Source organism: Paenibacillus sp. yr247 (genome assembly GCF_900103825.1).
In the GTDB taxonomy this organism is placed as follows: Bacteria; Bacillota; Bacilli; order Paenibacillales; family NBRC-103111; genus Paenibacillus_E.
The window spans coordinates 57,493-72,157 of sequence record NZ_FNIF01000005.1 but is presented as its reverse complement, the minus strand read 5'-3'; the positions used below and the strand labels follow the sequence as shown (position 1 = coordinate 72,157).

Genomic DNA, 14,665 nt, shown 5'->3' with positions numbered 1-14,665 from the left:
ATGACCAAACTACCGATTCAAGAGCAGCTTAAGAAAAAGATAATGATCCTCGATGGTGCCATGGGTACAATGATTCAGCAAGAGAACTTAACGGCTGATGATTTCGGAGGTGATGATCTAGACGGATGTAATGAGATTCTCTGTGTTACACGTCCTGATGTTATCCGTAAAATTCATGAAGCTTACTTCGCCGCGGGCGCTGATATGATAGAAACAAACACGTTCGGGACTACGAGTGTCGTATTAGCAGAATATAATTTGCAAGACCGTCATCGCGAGCTAAATCTTGCTGCAGCTAAGCTAGCTATCGAGGCGGCGAATAAATATTCCACAACGGAATGGCCTCGTTATGTCATAGGTGCCATGGGCCCAACGACTAAAACGTTGTCTGTAACGGGTGGGGTTACTTTCGCTCAGCTAGAGGAAAGCTATTATCAGCAGGCGCTAGCCCTTGTCGAAGCAGGCGTTGATGCACTTCTCTTAGAAACTTCCCAGGATACACTCAATGTGAAAGCAGGGAGTATTGGAATACGCAGAGCCTATGAAACATTGGGCATTGAGCTTCCAATTATGATCTCGGGAACAATTGAACCAATGGGGACAACGTTAGCTGGGCAAAATATTGAATCTTTCTATATTTCACTTGAACATTTGAAGCCCATTTCCATGGGTTTGAATTGTGCAACAGGACCTGAATTCATGAGGGATCATATTCGTTCATTGTCGGAAATTGCAGAAACTGCAATTAGTTGTTATCCGAACGCCGGTTTACCTGATGAGAACGGTCATTATCATGAGTCTCCAGAATCTTTGGCGAAGAAAATGGCCGGATTTGCGGAACAGGGCTGGCTGAATATTGCGGGTGGCTGCTGTGGTACAACACCGGATCATATTCGTGCATTGGCCGAAACACTCGGACAATATAAGCCGCGAACGAAATATGGCTCCCATCCACCTGCTGTATCAGGCATTGAAACGGTTTATATTGAGCCTGAAAACCGTCCCATTATGGTCGGGGAGCGGACTAATATTTCCGGTTCACGCAAATTCAAACGCCTGATAAAAGAAGGAAAGTTTGAAGAAGGCTCTGAGATTGCCCGTAATCAAGTTAAGAACGGCGCTCACGTCATCGACATTAATCTGCAGGATACGGATATTGATGAGGCTTATGCTGTCGAAGAGTTCATGCAGCAGGTTGTGAAAAAAGTAAAGGTTCCTTTAATGATAGACTCGACTTATGACCATATCATTGAGCTTGGTCTCAAGTATTCACAAGGTAAAGCGATCATTAACTCCATTAACTTGGAGGATGGTGAAGCGAAGTTTGAAGGGATTTTACCCTTAATCCATCGTTATGGGGCAGCCGTTGTTTGTATTCTCATTGATGAACGTGGTCAAGCCGTTTCGCGCGATGCGAAGATCGAAGTGGCAACGCGGTCCTACGAGCTTTTGACTAAGAAGTATGGCATGAATCCAGAGGATATTATTTTCGATCCTAATATGTTCCCTGTAGGTTCAGGGGACCCGCAGTATATTGGCTCAGCAGTTGAGACGATTGAGGGTATTAAATTGATAAAAGAAAAGTTTCCAGCTGCCAAAACGATTCTAGGCTTAAGTAATATCTCTTTCGGATTACCGGATGCCGGACGAGAAGTGCTGAACTCGGTATATCTTTATCATTGTACGAAGGCCGGCCTTGATTATGCCATTGTAAATACAGAGAAGCTGGAGCGTTATGCTTCAATTCCCGATACTGAGCGTCAGTTAGCCGAGGATCTTATTTACAATACGAATGATGAGACACTGGCGAAATTCGTTGCTCATTTCCGTGAGAAGAATGTCGAGAAGAAAGAGAAGATTTCCAATCTCTCTTTGGAAGAAAGACTTGGCTCTTATGTGGTTGAAGGGACGAAGGAAGGTCTAATTCCTGATTTAGAGATTGCTTTAAAAACGTATTCGCCGCTTGAAGTTATTAATGGACCGCTCATGAAGGGGATGGAGGAAGTTGGACGCCTCTTTAATAACAATGAATTGATTGTAGCGGAGGTATTACAAAGCGCCGAGGTAATGAAGGCATCCGTTAATTATCTGGAACCATTCATGGAGAAATCCGAGACAGCGGTTAAAGGGAAAATCATCTTGGCAACGGTCAAAGGTGATGTCCACGATATTGGGAAAAATCTAGTCGAAATTATCCTTTCGAACAATGGCTATAAGATTGTAAACCTCGGGATTAAAGTACCGCCGGAGCAAATTATTGAAGCTTATCGGAGAGAGAAGCCGGATGCCATTGGTTTATCTGGATTGCTCGTTAAATCTGCACAGCAAATGGTGATAACAGCTCAGGATTTACGCACGGCTGGTGTGGAGGTACCGATTATGGTTGGTGGCGCTGCGCTTACTCGTAAATTCACTAAAACCCGTATTCAGCCTGAATATGAGGGGGTTGTTCTGTATGCAAAGGATGCGATGGACGGTTTGGATATTGCCAACCGACTAAGTGATCCTGAGCAGCGTAAACGACTCATTCAGGAGCTGAGAGAGAGTCTGGAATCCGATGTGATGGATACTGGCAAGAAGGAAGAAAAATCGCCGCAGCTCACGCGCGTGAGTTCGTCTGCCGTTTCCAAGGACCTGCCTGTGCAAGTGCCGCAGGATACGGAGCGTCATATCATGAGAGATTACCCAATCAGCCATCTAATGCCTTATGTTAACATGCAAATGCTGCTAGGACATCATCTCGGTTTGAAAGGTAAAGTGGAACAACTGCTGGGCGATAAAGATTCGAAAGCCTTACAGCTCAAAGATACGGTTGATTCTATCCTATATGCTGCACAGAAAGATGGGATTATCAAAGCTCACGGGATGTACCGCTTCTTCCCAGCACAGTCTAGCGGTAACGATGTTATCGTATATGACCCGCAGGATCACAGCAAAGTGCTTGAAACCTTTACCTTCCCGCGTCAGGATAAAGAGCCTTATCTCTGTTTATCTGACTACCTGAAGTCAGTTGAGAGCGGGCAAATGGATTATGTGGGCTTCCTGCTTGTTACAGCCGGGCATGATATTAACGATTTGGCCAAAGAATGGCGGGATAAAGGGGATTATTTGAAATCTCATGCTCTTCAGGCGACTGCATTAGAGTTGGCTGAAGGATTCGCTGAACGTATGCATCATATCATGCGAGATGTATGGGGCATAGCTGATCGCGTGGATATGACGATGCAGGAGAGGTTTGGGGCTAAATATACCGGGCAACGTTTCTCTTTCGGTTATCCGGCATGTCCTAATCTGGACGACCAAGCGAAACTGTTCAACTTACTGAAGCCCGAGGATATTGGCGTTGAGCTAACGGAGTCGTTTATGATGGAGCCAGAAGCGTCGGTTTCGGCCATTGTGTTCGCTCATAAGGAAGCGCGTTACTTTAACGTAGGTTAAGAAGTTTATGAATAAAGCGAGGCAGCTTTCGCGAATAATCTTGTTCGGAAGCGTCCTCGCTTTACATTTTAACATTGTGATTTTCAGAGAGATTGGAGTTTAGATCGTGGATATCTATTTTCTGGGAACGGGGGCAGGCATGCCTTCCAAACAACGAAATGTCACCTCAATTGCCTTGAATTTGCTGGATGAACGGGGAACCTACTGGTTGTTCGACTGTGGAGAAGGGACGCAACAGCAGATTCTGAATTCTCCGGTGAAATTGGGACGAACAGAGATGCTTTTCATCACACATCTGCACGGGGATCATTTGTATGGTCTGCCTGGACTATTAACGAGTCGTGCTTATTTAGGTGGTGATACACCGCTTACATTATATGGACCTCAAGGTCTTAAGCGTTTTGTTGAAACAGCGCTTGATGTGAGTGGTGCGCATTTGAGCTATACGCTGAAGATCGTGGAAATCGAGGAAGATGGTCTGATTTTCGAAGACGATAGCTTCCAAGTTGAGACGGCTCGTCTAGAGCATCGCATCGAATGTTTCGGTTATCGAGTGATAGAGAAGGATCAGCCTGGCAAGCTTATGCAAGATAAACTTTTAGAGCTTGGCATTCCTGCTGGTCCCATCTATGGTAAGCTGAAGTCAGGCCAGTCTGTCCAGTTGGAGGATGGGCGTATGCTTCATGGGGCTGATTATCTTGGTGCTCCGATTCCCGGACGCATCGTCGTTATTTTAGGTGATACGCGCTATTGCCACGGAGCTCAACACTTGGCTCGCGGAGCCGATGTTCTAGTTCACGAGGCTACGTTCGCCATGGACAAGCAGGAGCTTGCGTATGCGTTTGATCATGCGACCTCTAACGATGCGGCAAGGACTGCTCAGGAAGCAGGAGCGAACGCACTGATTATGACGCATATTAGCTCGCGATATCAAGGAGATGCCGTTATGGAGCTTCTGCTAGAGGCTCAGAAACTACATGGCAACAGCTACATTGCTAAAGATTTCTGGAGCTTCGAAGTCCCTCGCAAAGGGTGAGAAGTGAGAAGCCTCTTCCAATGATGGAAGAGGCTTCTTTGTGTTTATCTGTTAGATTCGTCTTTTTTCTCCTCAATGAAGCCTTTAATGCTTTCTTTGCGACGCTCGTTTTTGGATTCGATGCTTTGTTTCTCCTCGGAAGTTATTTCATCTGCATGTTCGTCTAAATAATCTTCAGCTTCATGTAGGTTGGCAATCGTGTGATCGATAGCGTTCTGCAGGCGTGCTGGATTATCTTCGCGATTGTCTGGCTTTGCCATAATTGTGTTTCTCTCCTTTTTAAGAATTTTGTCATCCTGTTATACGATTCCACAACACAAAAAAAATATTCATTAGGAAAGCAGTCATTTTCTCTGGTCTCCCTCATACACTATCCAAAAAACCGCGAAAACCGAGGTGAAGGTATGGGAATAACATGGGCAGAAGTGCTGCTTTCTATCTTTATGTCCTCGATTTTTTATGTTATGTTAAGAGAAATAAGAAATGCTTGCAAAGACTCTGGATAGGGCTGCTTGGAGCTGGAATGGAGAAGTTATGCTTGGTTTTGCTATATTATTAGGTTTTAATTTCATAGGTTTTGTGATTCAAATGAGCCTGCACCTGCCGTTACCGGGCAACGTGATCGGGCTCATTCTATTTACCGCGGCATTGTTCGCTAAGCTTATAAAGCTTAGTTGGGTGGAAGAAGCGGCTTCCGTACTGACTAGGCACATGATGCTCTTTTTTATCCCTTATACGGTAGGTATTCTTTTGTTTATTCCGGTCATTGGAGCCAATTGGGTTGCCATTTGTGGCGGTATTATTGGTGCAACTGTGGCTGTTCTTATTGTAACTGGATGGGTTTCGTCTAAGCTGAGTCAGGAGGGAAATACAAATGACAAATAGTATACTTCAGCACCCATTATTCGGACTTTCACTAAGTGTGATCAGCTATGCGTTTGCCAATTTGTTATACCAACGATGGCGGTTTATGCATCCGCTTTTTGTATGTACGGGGTTCATTATCCTTATATTGGTGTGTTTTCGTATTCCTTTTGAGGACTTTAAACGAGGGGCAGATGTACTGACGCTTTTATTGGGACCTGCTACCGTGGCGTTAGGCGTACCTCTTTTCAAATACAGAGTATTAATTCGTACAAATTTGGCGCGTGTTTTGCTGAGTGTTTTAGCAGGTTCAATTACAGGCATTGGAGCGAGTGCTGCCATTGTAGGGCTTCTAGGCGGAAGTCAATCGATTATTCTGAGTATGCTGCCGAAATCGGTAAGTTCCCCCATATCTATCGAAATAGCTGTACGACTAGGTGGAATCCCCGAACTGACGGCGGTTTTAACCACAATAACTGGGCTGTTTGGCAGTATGTTTGGTACTCGCATTTTGAGTTGGCTTCGCATTAGAGATGATATCTCCATCGGAATTGCTCTTGGAACAGCAGCTCATGGCATCGGAACGGCTAAAGTTCTCAAAGATTCTGAACGACAGGGCGGATTTGCCGGATTATCAATGGCCATTTGTGGGATTATGACTTCGATCTTATTTATTCCCATTTACATGTGGTTAAAATAGTGATGTGCTTGTTTTGGAGCAGAACTCGCTCAAAGAGTTTTGCTCTTTTTTTGTGATTCTGTAAAAATTACAAAAGCTTAACAACAAGAAAACGAACACTTAATAAACCTTTGCTAAGCTTAAGTTGTGAGACTCCAGTTGAAAGGCGTGAGGAAGATGAACGGAACACTTCTGAATACGGCACCCCAGCATGCCAAGCTGTCTGTTATGCTTGCAAGCAGCGCACATGAGATTGAGCAGGCCATGCGGCTTAGGTATCAGGTTTTTGTTGAGGAAGAGAAAAACATGCGGATGCTGAATGAGGAAGGGCTTGAAAAAGATGCCTACGATGCGTACTGTGATCATCTCATTGTGAAAGATATCGAAACCGATCAGGTAATTGGAACGTACCGATTGCTGCCTGGAGATCGTGCTTTGAACGGGATTGGATTTTATTCTGAAACTGAATTTAATCTAACGACTTATGCAGATTTAAAAAATCAAACACTTGAGCTTGGCCGCAGCTGTATTGCAGCTGAGTACCGCGGAGGTAAAGCAATTCAACTCCTATGGGAAGGAATTGCCGGTTATATTAGCGAGCGAAATTATACGCATTTGATTGGTTGTGCGAGTATTCATATGGACAATTTGGAAGAATTGAATTTAATCTACACGATGCTGCGTCAGAAGCAGGTGCTGACAGACCGGTTCGGTATTGAGCCTCTTTTGACACATCGAATTCCTGGCCTAGCTCAATTAGACATCGATTGCAACGATAAAAACCTGTTTCGCAAGCTGCCGCCTTTGATGAAAGGTTATCAATGGCTCGGCGCTGAGATTGGCGGAGATCCGGCTTACGATGAGTTGTTCGGAACCGTGGATTTTTTCATTATTTTGCAAAAAGATCGGGTTACGCGTCGTTATAAGCGCCATTTTCTAACAACTTAAGTAGGTAAGGAGGACTTATCTTGTATGAATGGATTGCGAAGCTAACATCAAATGAACATAGACTTGATCGAATTGAGAGAGTCTTCAGTGTCTTCCCCATTTGGATGATGGCAGCTGCCTGTTATATATTAGCGTTTGTTCTATACGGGGCATTACGTAAAGGGTTTCTGAGGCTTGTGGAACAAAATATGGTAGACCTGCTAGGTGAGATGCCTAAGAGTTCATTGAGGTCTTTCTCAAAGCATTATGTTCAAAATGCAGTGTTCACGCTTTATGAAATTCTCTTCCAATCCAATCGTTTGAAAAAGCTTCATGCTAATTATTTTCATGTACATGGTGAGGAACATCTGCAAGAAGCACAGAGCCGTGCGAATGGGAAGGGATTCATTGTTTATTCTCCTCACGTGGGCAACTTTTTCTACTATTATTGGTATTTGACTAAGAAATTCGATTGTTTAACAGTTGCTTCAGCGGGGAGCCCTGAGCTTAAACCACTCTATATGAAGTTCGCAGCTCTGGGATGTAAAGGCTTGGATTATGACAATGTCCCCCCCCTAGAACTATATCGTACTTTGAAAAAGCATGTACTTGGCGGCGGAGTCGTGTTCATCCTCGGTGACTTCTGGAGACCGACATTTCCATTGTCCAGGTTGTTTGGCAGACTTACGCGTACACCTGAAGGGGCGGCAATGTTGGCACTCGAGCATCATGTGCCTATTGTGCCCTTCTACGGATATCGCGTCCGAGGATTTAATCATCGGCTGGAATTTGGCACTCCTGTTTATCTGCATGAACAATTTGACCGATCTGGACATTCAGAGCGTTCCAAGGCAAACCTATTGCTGAATGGTTTTATCGAGAAGGTTATCCGAAATCAGCCATCGTCTTGGTTTTATTGGTTTAATGCTCAGGAACGTTGGGAGAAAGTCCAATCGGTTACTGCCGTTCAAACAAGTAACGGTTTGATCGGGAGTTTAGATATGACCTCATCGGAAGCAGGATAATGTACACCAAGACAAAAGGATGAGTGATCGACACATGGATACTGGAAGCCACTTATTATTCGGTGTTACCCTAGCGGGATTAGCTTGTTTGGAACCGGCCGTCGTACAGGAACCTACCCTAGCCCATGCCATACTTGCAGGCACACTGATTGGTTCGCATGCCCCTGATTTTGATACCCTAGCACGTTTAAAAGGTTATGCTAACTATGTGCGTGTTCATCGGGGGATTACACATTCATTGCCGGCTTTGTTCATTTGGCCCATCCTTCTCAGCTTGCCTCTTGCTGCTATGTTTGGCGTTTGGGAGCATCTGATTAGCTTATATTTATGGACATTTGCAGCTGTTGTGTTTCACGTTTTTCTAGATCTGTTTAACGTGTATGGCGTCCAGTGCTTTCGTCCATTTTCCCCGAAATGGTTCCATCTCGACACCCTCTGTCTCTATGAACCTTTCTTGTTTGGCCTTCATACGCTAGGCATCTTAATATGGATATTCGTTTGGGAAGGAAATGGAGGCAGTCATATCGGAGAGATGTTCGCTCTTATTTATGCCGCATCCTTTTTCTACATTTCCATCAGAGCCTCGCAGCGCAATCGATTCATAGAGCTCGTAAAAAGTGAGTTGAACCTCGCAGATGGGATCTGCCATCTCATCCCTAGCCTCAGTTGGTTTCGTTGGCAATTCGTACTTGAGGGAGATAAGCACTTCTATTTAGGAGAAGTCCTCAATGGCCGCGTTCTGATCCAAGTAGAGTACAGTAAAATCGATTACAATCAAGACCACTCGCACCCTATCGTGCAGGCTACCTTGGCTACAGATGGTGTTCGTGCCTTCCTGCACTTCGCACAGCGTATCCACGTGTGCTGGAAAGAGAATAACGACGGTTATGAAGTGCAATGGCGGGATGTGCGCTTTTGGCACAAACGCAAGCTGCCGTTCGGCGTTAACGTTTTTCTTGATCGCGACATGAACGTTGTGAGCGCCACGCTCGGTTGGGATAAAAAGGCGTGGGACCCGCCATATGTATGAATAATGGAAGCCTTGCTCTTGCGGGAGTGAGGTTTTCTTTTGTCGAATGAAACTTACATTGACCAAAGAATTCCCGGTATGTTTAAATAAAAAAGATTATCCATTTTGTGCCCTTAATGATTTGCTGACTACCTGTATATAGGCACTTAGGAGTCAGGTGCGAATAAAGCAACTGGCCTTTTTTGATGTCGGAAAAAGGTTTTTTGAATACGATGGGGGGGAAATGGAGTTATGGCTCCTCGAAAAAGAATCGGAGATCTCTTGGTCGAATCCGGCTTGATCTCGGAAGAACAGCTGAAAAATGCCCTCAGAGAGCAAAAAGAGCTGAATATGAGACTCGGCGATGTGCTGATAACCCGGAATTACATAACAGAACAGCAGCTAATCGAAGTGCTTGAATTCCAACTGGGCATTCCGCATATCCAACTTTACCGTCAAAAAATTGAAACGAAAATTATTAATATTATCCCGCAGCGGCTTGCTGAGCAGCATCAGGTTTTACCAATTCGGACTGAAGGCAATAAACTTATTTTGGCGATGGCCGACCCTTTGGACTATTTTGCTATAGATGAGCTTCGTATGACGACTGGTTTCCGCATTGAGCCTACGATTGCTTCGAAAGATGAACTCCAACGTGCGATTAAGCGCTATTATGGGCTGCAAGAATCCGTCGAGCAGATCATGCAGAACTTAAATACTCGTGAATCGGAAGCAGCGAAGCCGCAAGTGGAAGATGAGGATTCTCCAGTCGTCAAGACGGTGAATCAAATCATTATTCAAGCGATCCAAATTGGAGCGAGTGACATTCACATGGATCCGCAGGAAGATAGCTTGCGTATTCGATATCGAGTGGATGGGGTCATGCGAACTGAGAGGACACTACCTCCTCACATGCAGAGTGTTATTATTGCTAGGATCAAAATCATGGCGAACATGAACGTCGCGGAAAGAAGACTGCCGCAAGATGGTCGCGTTGAGATGGATATTGAATTCCGTAAGGTAGATATTCGAATCTCCTCTCTTCCAACGATTCATGGAGAGAAAGTCGTCATGCGAATTCTCGATCTGGGGAGCACACTCACCGAAATCGAGAAATTAGGACTCTCTGAGCACAACCTGATGTTGTTTCAAAAAGGCATAAGCAGTGCTCACGGTGTAGTACTCATTACAGGACCGACTGGCAGCGGCAAAACAACAACCTTGTATTCCGCTCTATCCAGATTGAATAACGAGGAAGTTAACATTATCACCGTTGAAGATCCCGTTGAATATCAACTTCAAGGTATTAATCAAGTGCAGGTTAATTCGGTAACCGGACTGACATTCGCGAAAGGGCTGCGTACTATCCTACGTCAAGATCCAAACATTGTCATGGTTGGGGAGATCAGGGATGTGGAGACAGCTGAGATTGCAATTCGCGCAGCCATGACCGGACATCTTGTTCTCAGCACACTGCATACAAACAGCGCAGCGAATTCGATTACACGTCTAATCGATATGGGAGTAGAACCTTTCTTGGTTTCATCTGCGGTAAACTGCGTTATTGCACAGCGACTTGTTCGTAAAATTTGTCCAGGCTGTGCAGCTTCCTATGTGCCTACTCTAGAAGAGAAAAAGTTATTGGAAGAACATGGGTATACAGCTGAAACACTGCGCAAAGGCAGTGGCTGCGGAGAATGCGGACGAAGCGGGTACAAGGGGCGACTGGCAATTCATGAAATTTTACCAATCAATGATACGCTTCGCACCATGATTTTGCAAAAACGTTCAGACAACGAATATCGGAATTACGCGACTGAACACGGATTGATACCGATGATTAAAGATGGCATCGGTAAAGTGATCGCTGGTCAAACGACTTTGGCGGAAGTGTTCCGTGTAACGGGCAAGGACTGAACATTTTGTGAATAAAATGTCGAAAATTATATATAACACTTTCCAAATAGTTCTATTATACTATGTATATATACCTATTCCGACAGATAGGAGGGATTCTTCTGGCAATGATAGAGCTGATGAAGATTGCTCAAGAGCGTAAAGCTTCTGACATTCATATTACGGTCAATTCGCCCGCTATGTTTCGTATTCATGGCGAACTGAAACCAGTAAACGATCAACTTCTAACCCCTTCTGCAACGTTGGAGATGGCGAAAGAACTGATGACAAGCGAACAATATGAATCTTTTTTAGAAAAAGGGGATTTAGACCTCTCTTACGGTATCCCAGATGTTTCTAGATACAGGGTCAATGTATATAAACAAAAAGGCAACGTGAGTCTGACGATACGTCTTATACCTAGTAAAATACCGGCGATGGAAATGCTAGGGTTACCCTCGATAGCCGAAGATTTTGCCAAAAAGCCGCAAGGGCTCCTACTTGTGACTGGACCTACCGGAAGCGGAAAATCAACAACACTATCTGCGATCCTAGATTATATCAATCGTACAAGAAATGATCATATCATTACGCTGGAAGATCCAATCGAGTTTGTGCATCCGCACAAATCGTGTATTGTCAATCAGAGGGAGATCGGCGTTGATACAGATTCGTTCTCTACAGGACTGAGGGCAGCACTTCGACAAGACCCGGACGTTATTCTGGTAGGTGAAATGCGCGATCTGGAAACGATCAGCATAGCGATTACCGCGGCGGAAACAGGTCATTTGGTTTTCGGAACTTTACATACGGCAGATGCTCCTCAAACGATTGACAGAATCATTGATGTATTTCCTCCAGAAGCTCAGCAGCAAGTGCGTGTTCAGCTCGCATCCGTTATGTTGGGCGTTATGGCACAGAGGCTTCTGCCAACCACGGACGGCAGCGGTCGCGTAGCCGCAATTGAAGTGTTAGTTAATACGCCAGCTGTAGCGAATCTAATTCGTTCGGAGAAGGTGCATCAGATCCGCTCAGTTATGCAAACCGGGAAAGCTCAAGGAATGCAGACCATGGAAATGGCGCTTCGCGAACTGCTTCAGCAGCGAATAATCACGGTAGATACCGCGAAAGAAGCACTCTTCGGTTTCGCAGAGCTGTAGTAAGCGAACTGCAATAAAGGAGGTGAGTTCGAGTGCCTAAGTTCAGGTATCAAGCTGTTGATGATTACGGTCATTTCTATAAAGGGGTACTCGAAGCGCCTTCGTTTCAGTCTGCTACTGATGAGTTGAAGGGCAAAGGACTTTGGATTCTCGATTGCTTTGACCAGGGTAAGAGCATTTTGTATCGAGAAATCTCCTTCGGTGGCCCGAAGGTCAAAACGGAACACTTTACCGTATTTTGCAGACAACTTTCTACCTTGTATAAATCCGGTGTCAATATGGTTGAGTCCGTACGCATCTTAAGCGAACAGACAGAGAGCAAGGTATTTAAGAAAATTCTTAAGGAAGTTGCTGAGGATATGCAGCGAGGTACGCAGCTTTCCATAGCTTCATCTCAGTTTCCAACCGTATTTTCTACGGTTTTCATCAACATGATCCGAGCCGGAGAGGCAAGCGGAAATTTGGACGAGATGTTGGATCGTCTAGCGGTGTTTTACGAGAAAGAGTATTACACCAAGGAAAAAGTGAAGTCTGCAATGATCTATCCTATCATCATGGGCGTAGTTACTATAGCAGTAGTTACTCTTTTGATGACATTCGTAATCCCAAGATATGTGGAGAATTTCAAAGCAATGGGATTGGAGCTGCCGCTACCAACAAGGATCGTCATCAAGATAAGCGATCTTCTGAAAGCTTACTGGTTCTTCATGCCAATCTTCGTGATCGCACCAAGCCTCATCATCAATGCAATGAAGCGTACGAAGAAAGGTAACTATTACTGGGATTATTTTAGGCTCAAGATTCCTGTTTTTGGCAAATTGGCGCATAAGCAATCCATCGCTCGCTTCAGTCGAACCTTCAGTTCACTGTTTGCGGCTGCGATTCCAATGCTTCAAGCAATGACGATCGTTTCGAACGTAGTAGGCAATGAAGTAATAGGAAAGCTGATCTTGGAATCACGAGAAGGCTTGAGGAGTGGACGATCGATCGCAGATCCCTTCAAGAACTCATGGCTATTCCCGCCAATGGTCGTACAAATGTTAGCTATCGGCGAGAAAACAGGCGCTCTGGATAGCATGCTGGAAAAAGTAGCTGATTTCTACGAGGCTGATGTTGACACAATGGCCGATCGACTGAAATCGCTATTAGAACCACTAATGATCTTACTGCTCTCAGGAATTGTTGGAGGAATCGTGCTTGCCGTTATGCTTCCAACGTTTAAGCTGATGGGTGGTATTCATTAAATAAATTATTATTTTATCATTCAAAGGAGTTGGGTACACATGTTGAAAAAAATGATGAACACAAGGTTTAAGCTGCTCAAGAATCAAAAAGGATTGACGCTTGTCGAGTTACTAGCTGTTATCGTAATTTTAGGGGTTATTGCTGCGATAGCGGTTCCGGCTATTGGTGGAGTTATCAGTAACTCTAAGAAGAATGCAGATACACAAACGGAGCTTCTGTTGCATGATGCAGCAGTTCGCTATATGACAGACGTTGATCCAGATGGAAACGGTCTTCTTGCGGATGGAACTACAGCAGTTACGGGATACGCTTCAGGAGCGATTACGGTAGCTCAATTAGTAACAGCAGGTTATTTAAAAGAGGCGCCTAAAAAACAACAACTTACCACGGCAAATACTTATACATCTATTCCTGTTACTTTCACTAACAGTAGCTGGACTTCAACTGGAACTATAACGGTTTCGTAGTACTTTTTTTATCTACTTATCTTCACCCCAATAAAGGTAACTCCCAAGAGTTACCTTTATTGAATCTTTTCCGAATGGAGCTACTATGGAATCTTTAACTCTCCTATATGCGATAACAGCTGCATTATTCGGACTTGTTTTTGGAAGTTTTTTTAACGTTGTAGGTATAAGGGTTGTAAAAAAGGAATCTATCGCTTATCCGCCTTCACGTTGTGTTCATTGTGATCATGAACTTAAACCGCTAGATCTGATTCCTGTGCTTAGCTATTTGGGTTTACGCGGAGCTTGCAGGTATTGCCGAGCTAAGATTTCACCGATCTATCCCATAGGTGAATTCGTAACTTCTGCTGCGTTTGCTGTAACTACATGGCAAATTGGCCCCTCTTTTGATCTGATTGTCGGGCTGATATTTGTTTCTATTTTAATGATTTGTTCAATTGCCGATATCATGTACAGGATCATTCCTGATGTAGTTGTTTTCTCAGGTATGATAGCTGCTTTACTTCTTCGAATTTGGATTCATCCACTACCTTTTTGGAACTACTTCGCAGCGTTTTTCATTGGCGGGGGATTGCTTTATCTGATTGCACTTGCATCCATCCTCGTCCTGAAAAAAGAAGGCATGGGCGGCGGTGATATCAAATTGTTTGCTTTTATTGGTCTCATAGCTGGGATCAAATTAACCTTATTTACGCTATTTGCTGCAAGTTTATTAGGAACAATTTATGGCCTTGTACAAATGCTCGTGAAATCGTCACGAGAAGATCAGGGAATTCCATTTGGTCCATTCATAGCCGCAGGCGCCTTCTTTAGTTATTTTTGGGGAGAGCCCTTAATTACTTGGTACTTAAGCTTACTTCATTACAACTAAGTCATTCTTCACACAGCTAACAGCTCAGAATTTCAGGAAAAGGAGTGA

13 protein-coding genes are annotated in these 14,665 nt (G+C 44.3%); 12 read left to right on the top strand and 1 reads right to left on the bottom strand.

Annotated elements, in window-relative coordinates; all coding sequences use genetic code 11:
• Together metH and rnz are read left to right on the top strand one after the other, a co-directional pair.
• The gene (gene metH / locus BLT91_RS12740) at nucleotides 1-3,438 is read left to right on the top strand and encodes a methionine synthase (protein WP_090821384.1); all 3,438 of its coding nucleotides are present in this window, start codon (nucleotides 1-3) and stop codon (nucleotides 3,436-3,438) included.
• 106 nt (nucleotides 3,439-3,544) lie between these two features.
• Entirely contained in the window at nucleotides 3,545-4,474 is a 930-nt protein-coding gene (gene rnz / locus BLT91_RS12735; RefSeq protein ID WP_090821382.1) for a ribonuclease Z, read from the top strand.
• 44 nt (nucleotides 4,475-4,518) lie between these two features.
• Here rnz and tlp read toward each other — a convergent pair whose 3' ends face one another.
• The gene (tlp, locus tag BLT91_RS12730) at nucleotides 4,519-4,734 is read right to left on the bottom strand and encodes a small acid-soluble spore protein Tlp (RefSeq protein WP_090821380.1); all 216 of its coding nucleotides are present in this window, start codon (nucleotides 4,732-4,734) and stop codon (nucleotides 4,519-4,521) included.
• Between the two features lie 223 nt (nucleotides 4,735-4,957).
• On the opposite strand from tlp, the gene BLT91_RS12725 reads away from it, so the two are divergent.
• The 10 genes from BLT91_RS12725 (at nucleotide 4,958) to BLT91_RS12680 (ending at nucleotide 14,617) form a co-directional block, all read left to right on the top strand.
• Nucleotides 4,958-5,359 (top strand): CidA/LrgA family protein, encoded by a 402-nt coding sequence (locus BLT91_RS12725; RefSeq protein WP_254776919.1) that lies wholly within the window; start codon nucleotides 4,958-4,960, stop codon nucleotides 5,357-5,359.
• On the top strand, nucleotides 5,349-6,038 hold the full coding sequence (locus tag BLT91_RS12720) for an LrgB family protein (RefSeq protein ID WP_090821378.1): 690 nt from the start codon (nucleotides 5,349-5,351) through the stop codon (nucleotides 6,036-6,038). The genes BLT91_RS12725 and BLT91_RS12720 overlap by 11 nt, the downstream gene beginning before the upstream one ends.
• Before the next feature lie 156 nt (nucleotides 6,039-6,194).
• Entirely contained in the window at nucleotides 6,195-6,965 is a 771-nt protein-coding gene (locus tag BLT91_RS12715) for a GNAT family N-acetyltransferase (protein WP_090821375.1), read from the top strand.
• Nucleotides 6,966-6,985: 20 nt separating this feature from the next.
• On the top strand, nucleotides 6,986-7,969 hold the full coding sequence (locus tag BLT91_RS12710) for a lysophospholipid acyltransferase family protein (RefSeq protein ID WP_090821373.1): 984 nt from the start codon (nucleotides 6,986-6,988) through the stop codon (nucleotides 7,967-7,969).
• Nucleotides 7,970-7,988: 19 nt separating this feature from the next.
• Nucleotides 7,989-8,999 (top strand): metal-dependent hydrolase, encoded by a 1,011-nt coding sequence (locus BLT91_RS12705; protein WP_368086797.1) that lies wholly within the window; start codon nucleotides 7,989-7,991, stop codon nucleotides 8,997-8,999.
• Between the two features lie 231 nt (nucleotides 9,000-9,230).
• The gene (locus BLT91_RS12700) at nucleotides 9,231-10,895 is read left to right on the top strand and encodes a GspE/PulE family protein (protein WP_090821370.1); all 1,665 of its coding nucleotides are present in this window, start codon (nucleotides 9,231-9,233) and stop codon (nucleotides 10,893-10,895) included.
• A 107-nt stretch (nucleotides 10,896-11,002) separates the two neighbouring features.
• A complete protein-coding gene (locus tag BLT91_RS12695) occupies nucleotides 11,003-12,034 on the top strand; it encodes a type IV pilus twitching motility protein PilT (RefSeq protein ID WP_090821368.1) in 1,032 nt (343 codons plus the stop codon).
• Nucleotides 12,035-12,066: 32 nt separating this feature from the next.
• Complete coding sequence (locus tag BLT91_RS12690; RefSeq protein ID WP_090821366.1) at nucleotides 12,067-13,278, top strand: type II secretion system F family protein; 1,212 nt, start codon at nucleotides 12,067-12,069, stop codon at nucleotides 13,276-13,278.
• Nucleotides 13,279-13,317: 39 nt separating this feature from the next.
• Nucleotides 13,318-13,746, top strand: coding sequence for a competence type IV pilus major pilin ComGC (locus BLT91_RS32830; RefSeq protein ID WP_254776918.1), 429 nt, complete (start codon nucleotides 13,318-13,320; stop codon nucleotides 13,744-13,746).
• An 85-nt stretch (nucleotides 13,747-13,831) separates the two neighbouring features.
• Nucleotides 13,832-14,617, top strand: a complete 786-nt coding sequence (locus tag BLT91_RS12680; RefSeq protein ID WP_090821364.1) for a prepilin peptidase — start codon at nucleotides 13,832-13,834, stop codon at nucleotides 14,615-14,617.
• Nucleotides 14,618-14,665 lie beyond the last annotated feature (48 nt).

What these genes read in the sequence shown, in the direction of transcription:
- BLT91_RS12720 (WP_090821378.1), top strand. Translation starts at nt 5,349, where the DNA reads ATGACAAATAGTATACTTCAGCACCCATTATTCGGACTTTCACTAAGT.
- BLT91_RS12680 (WP_090821364.1), top strand. Translation starts at nt 13,832, where the DNA reads ATGGAATCTTTAACTCTCCTATATGCGATAACAGCTGCATTATTCGGA.
- BLT91_RS12695 (WP_090821368.1), top strand. Translation starts at nt 11,003, where the DNA reads ATGATAGAGCTGATGAAGATTGCTCAAGAGCGTAAAGCTTCTGACATT.
- BLT91_RS12700 (WP_090821370.1), top strand. Translation starts at nt 9,231, where the DNA reads ATGGCTCCTCGAAAAAGAATCGGAGATCTCTTGGTCGAATCCGGCTTG.
- BLT91_RS12715 (WP_090821375.1), top strand. Translation starts at nt 6,195, where the DNA reads ATGAACGGAACACTTCTGAATACGGCACCCCAGCATGCCAAGCTGTCT.
- BLT91_RS32830 (WP_254776918.1), top strand. Translation starts at nt 13,318, where the DNA reads ATGTTGAAAAAAATGATGAACACAAGGTTTAAGCTGCTCAAGAATCAA.
- BLT91_RS12705 (WP_368086797.1), top strand. Translation starts at nt 7,989, where the DNA reads ATGAGTGATCGACACATGGATACTGGAAGCCACTTATTATTCGGTGTT.
- tlp (WP_090821380.1), bottom strand. Translation starts at nt 4,734, where the DNA reads ATGGCAAAGCCAGACAATCGCGAAGATAATCCAGCACGCCTGCAGAAC.
- metH (WP_090821384.1), top strand. Translation starts at nt 1, where the DNA reads ATGACCAAACTACCGATTCAAGAGCAGCTTAAGAAAAAGATAATGATC.
- BLT91_RS12725 (WP_254776919.1), top strand. Translation starts at nt 4,958, where the DNA reads ATGCTTGCAAAGACTCTGGATAGGGCTGCTTGGAGCTGGAATGGAGAA.